The sequence below is a fragment of the Rhodoferax sp. GT1R46 genome, from assembly GCF_056521285.1.
Window position 1 is genome coordinate 86,024 of record NZ_JBWMBC010000002.1, and the last position, 16,959, is coordinate 102,982.

General features: G+C 62.6%; 16 protein-coding genes and 1 pseudogene. 7 read left to right on the forward strand and 10 right to left on the reverse strand.

Features of this window, described 5'->3' with window-relative positions; all coding sequences use genetic code 11:
* Window positions 1-69: 69 nt before the first annotated feature.
* Both AC097W_RS05780 and AC097W_RS05785 read left to right on the forward strand, forming a co-directional pair.
* Window positions 70-513 (forward strand): CinA family protein, encoded by a 444-nt coding sequence (locus AC097W_RS05780; RefSeq protein WP_479601487.1) that lies wholly within the window; start codon window positions 70-72, stop codon window positions 511-513.
* The gene (locus AC097W_RS05785) at window positions 510-1,115 is read left to right on the forward strand and encodes a LysE/ArgO family amino acid transporter (RefSeq protein ID WP_479601490.1); all 606 of its coding nucleotides are present in this window, start codon (window positions 510-512) and stop codon (window positions 1,113-1,115) included. The genes AC097W_RS05780 and AC097W_RS05785 overlap by 4 nt, the downstream gene beginning before the upstream one ends.
* Here AC097W_RS05785 and AC097W_RS05790 read toward each other — a convergent pair.
* Window positions 1,102-2,283: an Acg family FMN-binding oxidoreductase gene (locus AC097W_RS05790; RefSeq protein ID WP_479601492.1), complete on the reverse strand. Its 1,182-nt coding sequence runs from the start codon at window positions 2,281-2,283 to the stop codon at window positions 1,102-1,104. The two genes, AC097W_RS05785 and AC097W_RS05790, sit on opposite strands and share 14 nt — an antisense overlap.
* 20 nt (window positions 2,284-2,303) lie before the next feature.
* Window positions 2,304-3,314 carry a sugar nucleotide-binding protein gene (locus AC097W_RS05795; protein ID WP_479601494.1) on the reverse strand — a complete coding sequence of 337 codons (1,011 nt, stop codon included), beginning with the start codon at window positions 3,312-3,314 and terminating at the stop codon, window positions 2,304-2,306.
* Window positions 3,315-3,430: 116 nt separating this feature from the next.
* On the opposite strand from AC097W_RS05795, the gene AC097W_RS05800 reads away from it, so the two are divergent.
* Both AC097W_RS05800 and AC097W_RS05805 read left to right on the forward strand, forming a co-directional pair.
* Window positions 3,431-4,318, forward strand: a complete 888-nt coding sequence (locus tag AC097W_RS05800) for a LysR family transcriptional regulator (RefSeq protein ID WP_479601496.1) — start codon at window positions 3,431-3,433, stop codon at window positions 4,316-4,318.
* A 12-nt stretch (window positions 4,319-4,330) separates the two neighbouring features.
* Window positions 4,331-5,050 (forward strand): SDR family NAD(P)-dependent oxidoreductase, encoded by a 720-nt coding sequence (locus AC097W_RS05805; protein ID WP_479601498.1) that lies wholly within the window; start codon window positions 4,331-4,333, stop codon window positions 5,048-5,050.
* A gap of 6 nt (window positions 5,051-5,056) precedes the next feature.
* Here AC097W_RS05805 and AC097W_RS05810 read toward each other — a convergent pair whose 3' ends face one another.
* Window positions 5,057-5,842: a UPF0149 family protein gene (locus tag AC097W_RS05810; RefSeq protein WP_479601500.1), complete on the reverse strand. Its 786-nt coding sequence runs from the start codon at window positions 5,840-5,842 to the stop codon at window positions 5,057-5,059.
* 91 nt (window positions 5,843-5,933) lie between these two features.
* On the opposite strand from AC097W_RS05810, the pseudogene AC097W_RS05815 reads away from it, so the two are divergent.
* Window positions 5,934-7,293: pseudogene (locus AC097W_RS05815) on the forward strand (FMN-binding glutamate synthase family protein).
* A gap of 23 nt (window positions 7,294-7,316) precedes the next feature.
* Here AC097W_RS05815 and AC097W_RS05820 read toward each other — a convergent pair.
* Genes AC097W_RS05820 through lptA form a run of 5 tightly spaced genes read right to left on the reverse strand, consistent with a single transcriptional unit; the run spans window position 7,317 to window position 12,139 of the window.
* The gene (locus tag AC097W_RS05820) at window positions 7,317-7,748 is read right to left on the reverse strand and encodes a putative toxin-antitoxin system toxin component, PIN family (RefSeq protein WP_479602064.1); all 432 of its coding nucleotides are present in this window, start codon (window positions 7,746-7,748) and stop codon (window positions 7,317-7,319) included.
* Window positions 7,741-9,108: a THUMP domain-containing class I SAM-dependent RNA methyltransferase gene (locus tag AC097W_RS05825; RefSeq protein WP_479601503.1), complete on the reverse strand. Its 1,368-nt coding sequence runs from the start codon at window positions 9,106-9,108 to the stop codon at window positions 7,741-7,743. The genes AC097W_RS05820 and AC097W_RS05825 overlap by 8 nt, the downstream gene beginning before the upstream one ends.
* A complete protein-coding gene (gene rpoN, locus AC097W_RS05830; RefSeq protein ID WP_479601505.1) occupies window positions 9,105-10,712 on the reverse strand; it encodes an RNA polymerase factor sigma-54 in 1,608 nt (535 codons plus the stop codon). Before rpoN ends, AC097W_RS05825 begins: the two co-directional genes overlap by 4 nt.
* 9 nt (window positions 10,713-10,721) lie before the next feature.
* Window positions 10,722-11,510, reverse strand: coding sequence for an LPS export ABC transporter ATP-binding protein (gene lptB, locus AC097W_RS05835; RefSeq protein ID WP_479602065.1), 789 nt, complete (start codon window positions 11,508-11,510; stop codon window positions 10,722-10,724).
* Between the two features lie 8 nt (window positions 11,511-11,518).
* Window positions 11,519-12,139: a lipopolysaccharide transport periplasmic protein LptA gene (gene lptA / locus AC097W_RS05840; RefSeq protein ID WP_479601507.1), complete on the reverse strand. Its 621-nt coding sequence runs from the start codon at window positions 12,137-12,139 to the stop codon at window positions 11,519-11,521.
* A gap of 168 nt (window positions 12,140-12,307) precedes the next feature.
* On the opposite strand from lptA, the gene AC097W_RS05845 reads away from it, so the two are divergent.
* Together AC097W_RS05845 and AC097W_RS05850 are read left to right on the forward strand one after the other, a co-directional pair.
* The gene (locus AC097W_RS05845) at window positions 12,308-12,856 is read left to right on the forward strand and encodes a transporter substrate-binding domain-containing protein (RefSeq protein WP_479601510.1); all 549 of its coding nucleotides are present in this window, start codon (window positions 12,308-12,310) and stop codon (window positions 12,854-12,856) included.
* An 18-nt stretch (window positions 12,857-12,874) separates the two neighbouring features.
* Window positions 12,875-14,725 carry a putative bifunctional diguanylate cyclase/phosphodiesterase gene (locus AC097W_RS05850; protein ID WP_479601512.1) on the forward strand — a complete coding sequence of 617 codons (1,851 nt, stop codon included), beginning with the start codon at window positions 12,875-12,877 and terminating at the stop codon, window positions 14,723-14,725.
* Here AC097W_RS05850 and AC097W_RS05855 read toward each other — a convergent pair.
* Window positions 14,714-15,460: a tyrosine-protein phosphatase gene (locus AC097W_RS05855; RefSeq protein WP_479601514.1), complete on the reverse strand. Its 747-nt coding sequence runs from the start codon at window positions 15,458-15,460 to the stop codon at window positions 14,714-14,716. The two genes, AC097W_RS05850 and AC097W_RS05855, sit on opposite strands and share 12 nt — an antisense overlap.
* The gene (locus AC097W_RS05860) at window positions 15,457-16,956 is read right to left on the reverse strand and encodes a type I restriction-modification system subunit M (RefSeq protein ID WP_479601517.1); all 1,500 of its coding nucleotides are present in this window, start codon (window positions 16,954-16,956) and stop codon (window positions 15,457-15,459) included. Before AC097W_RS05860 ends, AC097W_RS05855 begins: the two co-directional genes overlap by 4 nt.
* Between the last annotated feature and the right edge of the window lie 3 nt (window positions 16,957-16,959).

Consider the following 16,959-nt stretch of genomic DNA (forward strand, 5'->3'; position numbering starts at 1 on the left):
GCGGGCAGACTGCTATCAAATTCAGAGCTGTCTGCGCAATTCCTGTGCGGGCTATTGGCCGATTGGATGATGAAAAAGCAATGCAAGCTGGCTACCGCCGAAAGCTGCACGGGCGGCCTCATTGCCGCCGCCTGCACCGATCTGGCGGGCTCCAGCAACTGGTTTGAACGCGGCTTTGTGACCTACTCCAATGAAGCCAAAACCGAGCTGCTGGGCGTGGACGCTGCGCTGATCGAACGCGTGGGCGCCGTCAGCGAAGAAGTCGTGCGCGCCATGGCGCAAGGCGCCGTGCAGCACTCCCGTGCCCAGGTGGCCGTCGCCGTGACCGGCGTCGCCGGGCCCACAGGCGGCAGCCCCGCAAAGCCGGTAGGCACCGTGTGGTTTGGCTGGGCCACGCCCGACGGGGTTTTCAGCGAAGTGCAGCACTTTGATGGCGACCGCGCCGCGGTGCGCGCCGCCACCGTGGTCCATGCTTTGCAGGGCCTGTTGACCCGGCTTTCTACTGCCGCATGAGCGCAGATTTCTGGGCAGGCTTTGCGACGGGTCTGGCGCTGATTGTGGCGATTGGTTCGCAAAACGCCTTTGTGCTGCGCGCGGGTCTGCGGCGTGAACATGTGCTGCCCATTGTCCTGTTTTGCGCGCTGTCGGACGCCTTGCTAATCCTGGGTGGCATTGCCGGCGCAGGTGCGTTGATTCGCGGCAATGACGTGTTGCTGGACCTTGCGCGATGGGGCGGCGCCTTGTTTTTGGCCAGCTACGGTGCACTGGCCCTGCGTCGCGCCTGGAAGGGCGGGCAGTTGCAGGTGGAAACGGCTACCAGTACAAGCCTGGCGACCGCACTGGCAGCCTGCTTTGGCTTCACTTTCCTCAATCCCCATGTTTATCTGGATACCGTCATCCTGCTCGGCTCCGTGGCCAGTCAGCGTGCCGACCCCGGCCAGTGGGTGTTTGGTGGGGGTGCATGCCTGGCAAGCGTGCTCTGGTTTTCAGCGCTGGGTTTTGGTGCCCGGCTGCTGCAGCCGGTATTCGCAACCGCCACGGCCTGGCGAGTGCTGGACGGCGCCATTGCCGTCATCATGTTCGCCCTGACGGCCTCGTTGCTCATGCGCGGATGAAGTCTTCCAGCCGCCGCCGGGGTGCAGGTTCCACAGCGGGTGCATAGCCCACACGCGCCCACATCTGCACCGTCTGATCGGGGGGCGTGACGCCCAGCAGCGCATGGATGTCTGCATAGGGTTGCGCCTGCTCCGGGTACTCCTGCAGCGCCTGTGACAGCGGCTGCATGCCCAGGCCCTGCGCCGTGGCTGCGAGCTGCACCCGCGCGTAGGCACGGCCGGCATGGATCTGCGTCACCCGGTCATTGCCCTGGGTCACCATCCACACAAAGCCAGGCGTGGCCTCCAGCTTGTTGCCAAAGTCCTTGATCTGGCTGGTGGTGGCGTAGGCATCGGGCGCGGGGGCCTTGCTGCGGTCAAACAGGCCCAGCTTGTCCAGCGCCACGACCAACGGGTCTGTCAGCGACAGGCCATCGCGGTGTTGTGCAATCTCGCCAGCGCCCACGCGCAGCACCTCAAAGGACTCCATGACGGTGCGCGGTGTCGTGAGCTCGATGCGCCAGGCCTCGGCAGCAATGACACGGTGCACAGCCAGAATCTCGGGCTGCTCCAGTCCAGCCACCCCCAATTGCACGATGGAGGGGTCCACGCTGGTGGCCATTGCATCCCAGGCGGCTTTTGGCACGGCACGGGCGATGTCGTAGCCACTGCGATTCGTATGGCGTTTGAGGATTTGCGCAAACAGCGGGTCTTTGCTGACGCCGGCGTCGGGCGTCAGGCGGACCTGTGCCACGGGGCGCGTATCGAGCTTTGCGGGGCCAAAGCTGCCTTGCGGAAACAGGCTAATCTCCGCCCGCAAACCACGCTCGCGGGCCGCCAGGTCCAGCAATTCCAGAAACGTGCCATGGCTCATCATGATCTGGCGCGACAGCGGGTCGGTCTGCGGCAGCAGGCGCTGCAAATCGCAATACAGGGAGATCTCCCCGGGCGTTCCGAGGTCGGCAATCCACGACTGCAAATTGTGCGAGTGCGGCGCAAGGATGGCGTAGCTCAGCAGCCATCGGCGCATATCGCCGTCGGCAGCGAGCGCACTTGCGGGGCCCTGCCACGCCTCAATGGCCTCCGCGGGCATGGAAGAACTGCATCCGGCCATCCCTGCGGACGAGACGACAGCGGCTGCCGATACGGCACCACCCCCGACAAGGCGAATGAAGCGACGGCGTTGCATGGGTGCTCTCCTAAAAAGATTCATTGCACTGCAGTGACAGGCCTTTGTCCTTGCGCCAGCGCAAGGGGCGTTGCAGAAGGCAGCAGGCCCAGACCGCCCAAAGCGGCCTCAGCTGCGACAGCCAAGTGCGTATGCGGCTCGGTGCCCATCAGCGCGGTCAGCTTGTCATTTGCCAACGCGTGGGGCGTGTCCCACAGGTAGCGCATTTCCAGAAGGGCGGCCCAGGTGGGCACCAACCATGCACTTGCGCGGATCAAGGCCCAGGGCAGCCGTTTGAATGTGATGTGCGCACCCGGCCTGACCCAGCCTTGCGACCGCGCCACCGGGTCGAGCGCATCCAGCCATTGCTGACCGGTGAGCCGGTAACCCGCAAAGTGGAAGACCTCAAAAGGCTTCAACTCCGCGCGTTTTTCGGCTACGGCCACAAAGGTGCGCGCCAGATCGGGCAAATAGGCCCAGGCGGTCGCAACGTCCTTGCGGCCGGGATAGGTGAACACGCCCTTCTGGATGTCCTTGACGATGACCGAATCAAACCAGGTGCCTTTGCCACTGCCAAAGAAGTCGCCGGCGCGGATGACCACACCGCGCACCCCGGAGCGCGCCAGCTGTGCCTCCATCGCAATGCGGATATGGCCTTTAACCGTGCGCGCTGCCTGGGGCGTGTCTTCCCGCAACACGGAGGGCATGGACTCGCCAAAGTTGTAGATATTGCCGGGCACCATCAAGGTGGCGTTGAGCTTGCGGGCAACGGCAATGGCCGCCTCCATCATGACCCCAACCTGTGCGCGCCATGCCTTGTGGGTATACGCAGGATTGAGCGCATGCACCACCACACTGGCACCCTGTGCCGCCGCCGCCAGTGCGGACGTGTCCGCCAATTCGAGATCCAACCACTCCACAGGCGCGTTGGCCAGCACAGAAGCGCCGGGGCGGGTCTGGCCCAGCACACACCATCCGGCATCGGCAAAAGCGCGTGCCGCCGCCATTCCAAAACGTCCGCGGGCTCCCAGAATCAGAACAGTTGTCTGCATGCTTGCACTCCTTAAGGTTGATTGGTGGATGCATTGTGAAAACAATCGACTTGCACCACAATTGCATAAATCTTCACACCAGTTATGCAAATTTGAATATCTTTGCAAAGCCGTTCATGCAACACCCATTCGACTGGAGCCTCGCCCGATCCTTCCTTGCTGCCCTGGACCAGGGCAGCCTGCTGGGTGCCGCGCGGGTGCTGAAAACCAGCCAGCCCACGGTGGGGCGGCATATTGCCGAACTGGAGAGCCAGCTCGGCGTGGTGCTGTTTGAGCGCACCGGGCGCGGGCTGGTGCCTACCGCTACCGCTCTGCAGTTGGCTGACGCGGCGCGCGACATGGAAGCCGGTGCCCTGCAACTGGTACGAACGCTTTCCGGCGTGCAGGAACAGGCAGCAGGCACCGTCCGCATAACGGCCAGCACGCCGGTGGCGGTGCAACTCATGCCGCCTTTACTCGCGCGCATGCGCCAGGAATTGCCAGACATCCAGGTGGAGCTGGTGTCCAGCAACCAGGTCAGCAACCTGTTGCGACGCGAGGCCGACATTGCCGTGCGCATGGTGCGCCCCGAGCAGTCGTCTTTGATCGCCAGGAAGATCGGCAATGTGGGCCTGGGCGCCTACGCACACCGGAGCTATCTGGCGCGCCGCGCACCTTTACGCAAGCCGACTGATCTGCTGACTCACGACCTGATTGGCAGCGACACAGACCCGGCCATCTTGCAGGGGTTCCAGGCTATGGGCTACCCCGTAACCCGCGAGGCCTTCGCCCTGCGCACTGACGACTTCATCGTGCAATGGCAGGCGGTGCGCGCTGGCCTGGGCGTGGGCTTTGTGGCCGACTACATGGCGCGCACCGATCCCGATGTGGTGCGTGTGCTGCCCGGTCTGCTGACGATTCCGGTGCTGCCCATGTGGCTGGCCGTGCACCGCGAGATACGCACCAACCGCCGCATCCGGGCGGTCTACAACTTTCTGGCAGATGCCCTGCCGCACCTTATTTAGGAATCCATCCTCATGCTCTCGTCCATACCACCCGGCGGACTCGCCGTCGTCATCGGCGCCACGGGCGGCATTGGGGCAGCCCTGTTACAACAGCTGCAGGGTGACGCCACGTTTGCCGACGTTACAGGCCTGTCACGGAGCAGCGCGCCGCCGCTGGACCTGCTGGATGAAGCCTCCATCGCTGCTGCTGCCCGCTACGTGGCAAGTCAGGCTGCGGATCAGAACAGGCCTGTGCGCCTGATCATTGACGCCACCGGCACGCTGCACGGCAACGGCCATCAGCCCGAAAAAAGCTGGCAGCAACTCGACCCGGTGCACATGGCGCAGTCCTTCGCCGTCAACGCCATTGGCCCGGCTTTGCTGATGAAACATTTTTTGCCTATGCTCCCGCGTCAGGGCAAGGCCGTGTTTGCCACGCTGTCGGCCAAGGTGGGCAGCATCGGTGACAACCGGCTGGGCGGCTGGTACAGCTACCGCGCCAGCAAGGCCGCCCTGAACCAGCTGGTGCACACCGCGGCCATTGAGCTGCGCCGCCGCCAGCCGCTGGCGCTGTGCGTCGCCTTGCATCCCGGCACGGTTCACACCGCCTTGTCGGGGCCGTTCGCCAAAACCGGACTGGATGTCGTGACGCCAATGCAAGCGGCGCAGCGCCTGCTCGCCGTGCTGGAGGGAATGAACGCAGACGATTCAGGCGGATTCTTCAACCACGATGGCGGTGCGCTTCCGTGGTGACCCTGCTCACGCGCCATGGCACTTCTTGTATTTTTTCCCGCTGCCGCAAAAGCACGGGTCATTGCGGCCCGGCGTGTCTGCGCGCTTGAGCGTCTCCACGCGCGGGCCAATGCCGCGCCAGATTTCACGCAAATCGTACACCGACCAGACGGCATCGGCGAAGGCATTCAGGCGGGCCTTGCTCATGGTCGGCGGGCCGTCTTCGCTAAAGGGTGACAACTCGGGCTCGCCCTCGTCGTCTTCGGTCATGGCCACCATGGCCTGCAAGGCCACGTCGTGCCATTTGGCTGCTTTTTTGTCGCTGGGCTCGGCCCATTCATCGGGCCAGGCCTCGACGGCATACATGAAGCCCAGCGCCCACACCTGGCCAAAAGACGGAAGCGCCTCGTCTGGCAGATCTGCACGCTCGGCCTCGGACAACTCGGCCATGGCGCCCCGAACGTCCATCACTTCAGGGTGGTACGCGGTGTCGTCCTCCAGCGACTCAATGGGGGTGTCCAGCGCGGTGAGGACCTCGGTCCAGCGCTGGTTCCAGATGTCCATGAATCGCTGTTTCTGGGCTTCGTCGGCAAATGAGCCTTCCCCCGGCTCAGCGCCCTCACCGCCCTCGCCCAAAGCCAGCAGCACGTCAAAGTACTCGGTGGGCGGTATGGCTTTGCGGCAGCAGATCAGTGCGGCCATGAAGCCTTCACAAAACTCCCACTGGGGGGTCTCGTCGTAGCGGGTGCGCAGGTCATCCAGGATGGCGTCGATTTCATCAAACGCTTCAGAAGATAGGGGTTCAGTGGTCATATCAGGTTCTATCGTAGCCAATGGGGCCGTGTAAACCCCATTTTGCCCTGTCGGCTTTGACGGTATCGTCAGGCGTCAGGAGCACGCGCACATGCTGAACTATCTCGATACCCTTTTCCCGATTCGCTACACCGCCATGGGCCTTTGCGTTCTGGGGCTGCTACTGAGTCTTTTCAGCCTGGTAGCGTTTGGCGCAGGGGCGCTGGTCTTCCTCCTGTGCGCCGTGCTGGTCGGCGTGGGCGTGTATGACCTGCGCCAGAGCAAACGCTCCATCCTGCGCAACTACCCCATCATTGGCCATATCCGCTTCATGCTGGAATTTGTGCGGCCCGAAATTCGCCAGTATTTCATTGAAAACGACAACGAGGCAACACCTTTTTCGCGCGCCCAGCGGGTCCGCTACCGCGCAACCCTACAGCGCCAGCATCTTCAACATATCAGCCATGAGCTTTGGTGCCCTGAGTGCCAACGCGATTCTGGCCCTTAACGCGGGGGCCAAGCGCGGCGGCTTCATGCACGACACGGGCGAAGGCTCGATCTCGGTCCACCACCGCGTGCATGGGGGTGACCTGGTCTGGGAAGTGGCTTCGGGCTACTTTGGTTGCCGCAACGACGACGGCAGCTTCAACCCCGAAAAATTTGCTGCCAACGCGCGCGACCCACAGGTCAAGATGATTGAGATCAAGCTTAGCCAGGGCGCCAAACCGGGACACGGTGGCATGCTGCCCGGCCCCAAGGTGACGGCGGAAATTGCCCAGGCGCGCGGCGTGCCCGAAGGGGTGGACTGCGTGTCCCCCGCATCGCATAGCGCATTTTCGACGCCCACCGAGATGATGCACTTCATCGCCCGCTTGCGCGAGCTCTCGGGCGGAAAACCCACCGGCATCAAGCTGTGCATTGGCCATCCGTGGGAGTGGTTTGCCATGGTGAAGGCCATGATGGCCACCGGCATCACGCCTGACTTCATCGTGGTGGACGGCGCCGAAGGCGGCACGGGCGCTGCCCCCATGGAGTTCACCGACCACGTGGGCTCACCGCTGCAGGAAGGGCTGCTGCTGGTCCACAACACGCTGCGCGGTGTGGGCCTGCGCGAGCGCATCAAGATTGGCTGCGCCGGCAAGGTCGTCACCGCCTTTGACGTGGCCCGCCTGATGGCGCTGGGCGCCGACTGGTGCAACAGCGCGCGCGGCTTCATGTTTGCACTGGGCTGCATTCAGGCCCAGCATTGCCACACTGGCGCCTGCCCCACAGGGGTATCGACGCAGGACATCACGGCCCACCACATCGTGCGCCGCGGTAATGATCACAAGGTCCGCTCACTGGCGCAGTTGATCCTCACCCAATTGCAAAACGGCGCGTTGCTCCATGATGATTTGCGCAAACTGCCAATGATTTACCAGCACACCTGGCCGCTGGCGCGCGCGGAGAGTTTTGCCTTGGCCGCTGCCTGAGCTGTGTGCGCCCGCAGGCGCATTTACGCTATTGTTTTGATAGCTGCCTGCGCAATAACGCCGAGGGCCAACAGCCTTTTCTTCATGGAAGTAACGGCTTTGTCCTTGCTCAGCAGCATGACCTGGTGCGCCACAGCCAGGTCAATGAAAACCTGGTCATCCGGGTCTTTGCAGACAGCGCTGGCGCGGGGTGCAGCGTCCACCATGTGCACCAACTTATCAAACTGCGCCAGCACGTCGGCCGCACTGACCGCGTAAAACGCCATGCGCGGAACGAGGTGGGCGTAAGTCAGTACCCGCTCCAGTTCATCCCGCATGCGTGGGGTGGCAATCCAGCGCAGGTGCCCGCTGTCGAGGGCTGCCCGCAATGCGTGGGTGGCGGGGTCGCTGAAGATGAACAGGTCGAGGACGATGTTGGTGTCCAGGACAATACCCGGCGTGGCGGCTTCAGGCACCACGGTCAATGTGCTTGCGGTAATCGCGCGCGGCTTTGGCCTTGCGGTCGGCGCGTTTCTTGTCTTCATGGGCCTGGTTGCCCGTTGCGCCACTTTTGGGAGCGGATTGTTCAACGCCCGCACCCGCATCACCCACGGGCTTGGCGCGGGCCGCGCCCTTGACCATGTCGAACTTGAACATGCGGCATTCAATCGGGCCGTTCCACATCGGCACGCGGCGGGACTCTTTCAGGCGCATCTTGCTGGGCAATTTGAGGTCGGGCGTGAGGATCCAGCCGGTCCAGCCCGAGAAGTTTTTCTTCCAGTGCGTGGCCAGCTGGCTGAAGAATTCGCCGCCGTCTTCGGTATGCGCCTGCTCGCGCGCACCCGCACCAGCAATACCGCCGACTTCAATCCGTTCGCCGTAGGGCGGGTTGAGCAGCATCACCCCAGGCAACTCGGTTGGTGGCATGCGCTGCAGCGCATCGCCACCGCGAAACTCGATGACGTCGGCCACGCCGGCACGCTCGGCATTGCGCTGGGCAAAATCGACCATACGGTGCGACACATCGCTGCCGTAAATCAAGGCGCTTTGACCTGCAGCCGGCTTGACGACTGCGTCAGCCGCTTCTGATTTGATAGCAGACCAGACGTGTGCCTGAAACGGCAAATATTTCTCGAAGGCAAAGTGGCGCAGCGAACCGGGGGCGATGTTGCAGGCAATCTGCGCGGCCTCAATGGCAATGGTGCCGCTGCCACAGCAGGGGTCATACAGCGGCAGCAAGTCGCCATCGCCATCAGCCCAGCCACTGGCGGCAATCATGGCCGCGGCCAGGGTTTCTTTCAACGGCGCCTCGCCCTTGTCTTCGCGCCAGCCGCGCTTGAACAGGGGTTCGCCCGAGGTGTCGATGTAGAGCGAACAGGTTTCGGTGGTCAGGTGGGCGTAGATGCGCACGTCAGGCCACTGGGTATTGACATCGGGGCGCACGCCGTGGGCCTTGTCGCGAAAGCGGTCGCACACCGCATCCTTGATTTTGAGCGCGGCAAAATTCAGGCTGGTGAGCGGGCTGTGCTGCGCCGTCACTTCGACCTTGATGCTTTGTTTGGGTGTGAACCAGACCTCCCACGCCACATCGGCCGCCGCCCGGTACAGGTCCTGTTCGCTGCGGTAGTCGGTGTACGACAACTGCACCAGCACGCGCTGCGCCAGGCGGCTGTGCAAATTGAGCCGCATGGCGTCGCGCCAGGAGGCGCGGGCCATCACGCCGCCACGGCGCGTGAGCAGGTCCTCACCCTTCAAACCCGTGAGGTCGTGCACCTCGGTGGCCAGAAAATCCTCCACGCCCGCGGCGCAGGGGAGAAAAATTTGGAGTTGGTTCATAGGTCTTTTCTCAGCGACGCGGGCGCAATCTTGAGCCCTTCGCGGTATTTGGCTACAGTGCGGCGGGCGCAATCAATTCCCTGCTCTTTGAGCATCTCGGAAATCTGGTTGTCGCTCAGGGGCTTTTTCAGGTTCTCGGCACTGATGAATTGTTTGATGAGGGCGCGCACCGCCGTGCTGGAGGCATTGCCACCCGATTCGGTGCCCAGCCCCGAGCCAAAGAAATACTTCAGCTCGAATGTGCCAAACGGCGTGGCCATGTATTTGGCGGTGGTGACCCGGCTGATGGTGGATTCGTGCAGGCCCAGCTCATCGGCAATTTCACGCAAAACGAGGGGGCGCATGGCCAGTTCGCCGTGGGTGAAGAAGCTCTTTTGCCGCTCCACGATGGCCGTGCTCACGCGCAGGATGGTGTCAAAGCGTTGCTGGATGTTCTTGATGAACCAGCGTGCCTCCTGCAGGCGCTGCTGCAAGCCGGCGTAGCTGGCGGCGTCTTTGCCACCCCGGTGGTTGCGCAACACATTGGCATAAATATCGTGCACCCGCAGCTTGGGCATCACCTCGGGGTTGAGCATGACGCGAAACTTGGGCGTCATGCCCGGGCTGGTCTTCGCCACCGGCAGCACCAGCACGTCGGGCACCACAATATTGCGCTCCACATCCACAAAACGCCGCCCCGGCTTAGGCTCCAGCCGGCTAATCAGGGCAATCGCGTCACGCGTCTGCGCATCGGTGCCGCCGCAGCGCTGCATCAGGGTTTTGACGTCCCGGCGGGCGAGCAAGGTCATGGGCTGCTCACAGATGCCCAGGGCCACCGCCAGTACGGCCCGGCGTTCCGGCGACTCCGATTCCGCTTTGGCCAACGCCATGAGCGCGCGCAACTGCAGACGCAGGCATTCACCCAGGTCGCGTGCGCCCACGCCTACGGGCTCCAGGCTGTGAAGCAGGCCCAGTGCCACGGTGAAGTGGTGCACCAGGTTTTCGACCTGCTCTTCATCGTCCCCGGCCAGCCCGCGGGCCAGCTCTTCCAGTGGCTCTTCCAGGTAGCCATCGTCATTCAGGGACTCGATCAGAAAGCGCAGCGCGCCGCGGTCTTCTTCGCTCAGGCGCAGCCGCAATGCCTGGCGATGCAGGTGCGATTGCAGGGACTCCTGTGAGCGCGCCAGCTCGGTGGCATCCACGTCTTCGCCATCACCCAGGTTGTTCGCTTTGGCCTTGGCGTCGGTGCCCCATTCGCCATCGTCGGGTACCAGCTCGGTCGTGCCGTCGCCATCCCAACTGGGCTCATCGTCCGAAGACAGCGGCGTCGCTTCATCGTCTTTTGTGCTGCTAGCCCCCGTGGAATCTGCGTACTCAGCTATCGAATTAGGAGCATGCTCCATCTCGCGCTCCCCTTCGCTCACGGGCGTGTCGGCCTGGGGCAGACCGAAATCCTCACGCGGGGCCTCGTCCTGGGTTAACTCCAGAAACGGGTTCTCGTCGAGCATCTGCTCCACTTCCTGGCTGAGTTCCAATGTGGAGAGTTGCAACAAGCGGATGGACTGCTGCAACTGGGGCGTGAGCGCCAGATGCTGGGAAACGCGCAGTGAAAGACCGGGTTTCATTGCGCTGGCCTACATTTTGAAGTGTTCGCCGAGATACACGCGACGCACATCGGCGTTGTTCACGATCTCGGTCGGGGTGCCTTGGGCCAGCACCACACCTTCGCTGATGATGTAGGCGTGGTCGCAAATACCCAGGGTCTCGCGCACGTTGTGGTCGGTAATCAGAACCCCGATGTTGCGGGATTTCAGGAAATTGATGATGCGCTGGATTTCGATCACGGCAATCGGGTCAATACCGGCAAAGGGCTCATCCAGAAGAATGAAACGCGGACGTGTCGCCAGTGCGCGGGCAATTTCCACCCGGCGGCGTTCACCACCCGACAGGGCCAGCGCTGGCGAATCACGCAGGTGCTCCACCCGCAGGTCTTGCAGCAGGGCGGTCAGGCGCAGCTCAATCTCGGGGCTCTTGAGCGGCTTGCCTGCGTCATCGAGCTGCAACTCCAGCACGGCGCGCACGTTGTCTTCGACATTGAGTTTGCGAAAAATAGAGGCCTCTTGCGGCAGGTAACCCAGGCCCAGGCGCGCGCGGCGGTGGATGGGCATGTGCTCAATGCTTTGTCCGTCAATGGTGATTTCGCCCGCGCTGGCGCGCAGCAGGCCCACAATCATGTAAAACGACGTCGTCTTGCCCGCCCCATTGGGGCCCAGCAAACCCACCACTTCGCCGGTGCGCACGGTCAGGGAAACATCCTTGACCACCTGGCGCTTGCCGTACGACTTCTGCAGGTGCCGTGCTTCAAGCCGGCCAATGGCGGTGTCCGGCCCGGTGTCAGGGGTGCTTTCTGCGAATGGCTCCAGTAGCGCGGTCACTTGGGCGCGCCCCCCAGGGTGGTGGTGGAGCGCAGCGGGGGAATCGGCGTGGCCGGAGTGGGGGCCGCGGCGGCCCCCTCGGGTTTGGGTATCAGCATGGCGCGCACACGGCCGCTGGGCGCTGCACCGGCGGCCTTGCTGGCAGAACCATCCACAGTGAACATATCGGTGAGGTTTTCATAAACAATCAGGCCACCGGTGATTTCGTCACCCACCGTGGTGCCACGCAGGCGGCGTAGCAGGGCTTTCTTGATGAATTTGACCGTGTCTGCGCGGCTGTCGTACTCAATGGATTCGCCCTCGCCTTCAATGTATTCCTCCAGCGCCTCCCGCTTTTGACGGAAAAAGGCCAGCTTGTCGGCCGTGCCCGTCACCACGCCAAACTGGTAGCCCTCAGGGTCTTGGCGCACTTCAAGCCGGGCGCCCCGAATCACGATGGTTCCTTTGGTCAGGACGACATTCCCCGTAAACAGGCTGACCTGCTTCACGTCGTCGTACCGCAGCGCGTCCGCCTCAATGTTCATGGGCTTGCTGCGGTCCGCTTTTTCGGCCCACGACGAGGGCGCAAACCCGATACAGGTCGCCAGCAAAAACAGGAATAAATAGATGTTTTTCATAAAGGCACGAAACTTGCTCGAAAAGAGCTGTTGCCATTGTACTGAGAGCATGGCACGAATTGCGAGGCCGTCACGCTAATCTCACCCGTTGTGGCGGCGTTACGCAATAATTGCGTCGAAATGGCTCCAAACGCGTTTTTCAGGCTCGTCCGGCACCGTGCGCTTGTGATGCTGCTCTGCTGGCTGTGCAGTGCGGCAGTGCAGGCTCGCGAAGTGCGGGTGGGCGTCTATGCCAATGAGCCCAAGATTTCTCTGGGCGCCGATGGCCAGCCCTCCGGGATTTTTGGTGATTTGCTGCGCGAGATAGCCCGGGATGAAGACTGGACGCTCGTGCCGGTCGTGTGCGAATGGCAAGCCTGCCTTGAAGCGACGCAGGCGGGCCGCATTGATCTGATGCCCGATGTGGCTTTCAGCGAGCAGCGCGCCCAGCTATTCGATTTTCACAAGACACCGGCACTGCACAGCTGGTCTCAGCTATACCAGCGCAAGGGAACGGACATCCGGTCGCTTCTGGACCTGCAAAACTTGCGGGTTGCCGTTCTGCAAGGGTCCGTTCAGCAAGAGCACCTGGCCAGCCTGCTGGCCAGCTTTGGGGTTGCTGCGCAATGGGTGCCTGTTGGCAGCCTGCCCGACGGCTTCGCCAAAGTCGCATCGGGACAAGCAGACGCCGTGGTCGCCAACCACCAGTTCGGCGAGCTCCAGGCGCCGCGCTACTAGCTGGTGGAGACACCCATCATGTTCCAGCCCAGCCGCTTGTTTTACGCTGCGGGCAAAGGCCGCAATGCGGACCTGCTGGCTTCTATCGACCAGCATTTGCAGAGCTGGCGCGACAAGCCGGGGTCGGCATATTTCGACGTGTTGGCACGCTGGGGTGGCGAGCCGCCCCGCACGCTGGTCCCTGCCGCCTTGTGGTGGACCCTGTCGGCCGTAGGCGGATTACTGATGTTCGCAGTGGGATTTGTATTGCTTTTGCGCCGCCGGGTCGCTGAAAAAACCCGCGGACTGCGGGAGAGTGAAGACCGACTCGCCACCATCCTCAATAGCGTCGAGTCCCATATCTACATCAAAGACCCGGACCTGCGCTACACCTACGCCAACAGCAGGATGTACGAAGCCACCAACCGCTCCGAGGCGGATGTCGTGGGCCATGGAGATGCCGACCTGTTTGATGCCGCCACCGCAGAACAACTGCGCCGCAACGACCTGCGCGTGCTGGAGCGCGGCGAACGGGTTTCTGACGAGGAAATCGTCACCACCCAGGACGGCGCAAGCTCTCGCACCTACCTTTCAGTGAAACTGCCGCTGCGCCAGGCCGATGGCCGCATATATGCACTGTGCGGCATCTCCACGGACATTTCCGAACTCAAGAGAAACCGCGAGGCCATTCACCAACTGGCGTTTTACGACCCGTTGACCCAGCTTCCCAACCGCCGCCTGCTCATGGACCGCATGCAGCAAACCCTGGCAGCACACGACCGAACCGCACACGACGGTGCCTTGCTGTTCATTGACCTGGACAACTTCAAGGCCCTCAACGACACGCTGGGGCACGACATGGGCGACTTGTTGCTGCAGCAGACCGCCAAACGCCTGAAGGAATGCATCCGGGAACAGGACACTCTGGCCCGGCTGGGCGGCGATGAGTTCGTGGTGATGCTGCACGACCTGAGTCCCGATCTGCAGGAAGCCGCCCGCCAGGCCAACCTCGTAGCCCAGAAAATCGTCGTATCGCTCGCCGATCCCTATGTGTTGGGCAATGTGAACCACCAGAGCACGGTGAGTGTGGGAATTGCGATGTTCTCAGACCCCCACAGCACACTGGAAGAACTGCTCAAACGGGCCGACCTCGCCATGTACCAGGCCAAGACCGACGGACGCAATACCTTGCGCTTCTTCAACCCGGACATGCAGGCCCAGATGTCGGCCCGCGTGGCCCTGGAGGCGGATCTGCGCGAGGCGCTGGCCCGAAGAGAATTCCTGTTGCACTACCAGCCCCAAGTCGATAGCCAGGGCCGCCTGTTGGGAGCCGAGGCACTGGTGCGCTGGGCGGCCCAGCCGGCCATGGTTCACCTGTACATCTCGGTCAATGTGAGCGCACGGCAGTTCCGGCAACCTGATTTTGTGCAGGAGGTGCTGGATGTGCTGTCTGAAACGGGAGCGGCACCGTCGCAACTGGAGCTGGAACTGACGGAGAGCCAGTTGATTGACGATGTGGCGGGCGTCATCAGCAAAATGAATGCGCTGAAAGAGCGGGGGGTGCGCTTTGCGCTGGACGATTTCGGCACCGGCTATTCCAGCCTGAGCAACCTCAAACGCCTGCCGCTGGACAAGCTCAAGATTGACCAGTCGTTTGTCAGTGACCTGCTGAGTGATCCAGACGATGCCGCCATTGTCAAAACGGTTGTTGCGCTGGGCCGGTCGCTGGAGCTGGAAGTCATCGCCGAAGGCGTTGAAACCGGCGCGCAACTGGAGGCGCTTCGGGAGTTGGGCTGCCTGCAATACCAGGGCTACTTGCTGGCGCGCCCGGGTCTGGCTGAGGCGCTGGAGCGCTGGCGCATGCCCGATCAGACGGCCCTATCGGGCTGAGAGATACAGCTCCGCCAGCCGCGCCTGCTGCAGGGGGCCCAGCCCCAATGTCTGCTCCATATAGCGCGGTATACCCCCAAAATCTGCATCCACGGCATTCCATGCTGCCTGCAGAAAAGCCGCTTGCACGCCCCACAACACGTTGAGCACTTCCTGCGGCGCCTGCGTGGCGGGGGCATGGGGCACGGGATAGAAGTCGTTGCTCAAAAGGTAGTCCTGCATGACCACCGGACGCGGCACGCCCAGGGCCAGCAAAATCAGCGCGGCAGCGAAACCGGTGCGGTCCTTGCCGGCGGTGCAATGAAAGACCAGCGGCGCATCGTGCTCCAGCAAATGGCCAAACAGCGCGGCAAAGCGCGGGGCGTTGTCGTGCACAAACGCGCGGTAGGTTTGCTGCATCAGCCCCACCGTGTCCGAGGCCGTCAGCGGTTGCCCGGCTTCCATCCGGGCTTGAATCGCCTTGAGCACGGTGGGTTCCACCGGCAAGGAGTGCACGGCCACGCCAGGCAGCGCGCAGGCCAGCGGCGCGCGCTCTGCCACGCCCCGAAAATCGCACACCCGCGCCAACCCCAGGGCGGCCACCGCCGCCGTGTCAGCCGCCGTCAGATCAGCCAGATGGTCGGACCGGAAGATGCGGCGCCACACCACCGTGCGCCCGCCATGACCCGTGTAGCCACCCAGATCGCGGAAATTGGTAGCGCCAATGAGGTTGAGGGAGCGGGTAGGCGTGGTCATAGCTCAGCCACCTCGCCACCCAGGTCGCCTGCAATCAGCTTGAACTGCTCCAGCGCGGCTTGCAGGTCTTCCACAATCTCTTGTGCAATGACGGCGGGCGCGGGCAGGTTGTCGCTGTCAGCCAGTGAATCGTCCTTGAGCCAAAAAATATCCAGACTGGCTTTGTCTCGGGCAATCAGCTGGTCATAGCTGTACATGCGCCAGCGGCCGTCCGGGTTTTCGGCGGACCATGTCGCCTGCCGCAGGTTGCGATTGCCTGCGTTGTACAGCGCCACAAACTCATTCAAATCATCACGGCGCAGCGGGCTGGTCTTCAGGGTGAAGTGCTTGTTGGTGCGCAGGTCGTAAATCCACAGCTTCTTGGTCCATGGGGTTTCGGACGCGCCCTTTTTTTCCAGGAACAACACATTGGCTTTGACACCCTGCGCGTAGAACAAGCCCGTTGGCAAACGAAGCAGCGTGTGCACATCACACTCGTGCAGCAGCTTCTTGCGAATGGTCTCGCCCGCGCCGCCTTCAAACAGCACGTTGTCGGGCAACACCACGGCGGCGCGGCCGTGGGTCTTGAGCAGGGTCTTGATGTGCTGCACAAAGTTGAGCTGTTTGTTGCTGGTGGTGGCCCAGAAGTCGTCGCGCTCAATGGTGTCTTTCTCGGTGCTGCTGCGGCCGTCTTCGCCCATGATGACGGTGCTGCTCTTCTTGCCAAACGGCGGGTTGGCCAGCACCACGTCAAAACGCTCGCCGGGGTCGGCGGCCAGTGCGTCGCCCACCACCACGGGCACCGATTTTTCAGAGCCAATGCCGTGCAACATCATGTTCATCGCACACACACGCGCCGTGGCCTGCACCAGCTCGTAGCCGGTGAAGGCCTTTTCTTTCAGGTGCTTGAGCTGGTCACGCGTCAGGCTTTTGTTGTGGCCGGTAATAAAGTTGTGCGCGGTAAACAAAAAACCGCCAGTGCCGCACGCGGGGTCGCAAATGGTCTCGCCGGGTTGCGGCGCGGTGCAGTCCACCATGGCCTGAATCAGCGCACGCGGCGTGAAGTATTGGCCTGCACCGCTCTTGGTGTCTTGCGCGTTTTTCTCCAGCAGGCCCTCGTAGGCGTCGCCTTTTACATCCGCACCCAAAATAGTCCACGTCTCGGCGTCGATCAAATCGACGATCACGCGGCGCAGTTTGGCCGGGTCCTGAAACTTGTTTTGTGCCTTGCCAAAGATCAGGCCTAGCGTGCCTTTCTCCTGGCCCAGCTTTTCCAACGCGTGGCGGTAATGGTCAAACAACGCGTCGCCGTCCTGCGCCAGCAGCGTGGGCCAGGCGTAGGCGGCGGGCACGATGCTGACCTGGTTGTAGGGTGGCGCGCTGCGCTCGTCGGCCATCTTGAGGAACAGCAGGTAAGTGAGCTGCTCCACATAGTCGCCATAGCTCATGCCGTCGTCGCGCAGCACGTTGCAGTAGTTCCAGAGCTTCTGGACGAGGGAGTTGGTGGTGGTGTTCATGGG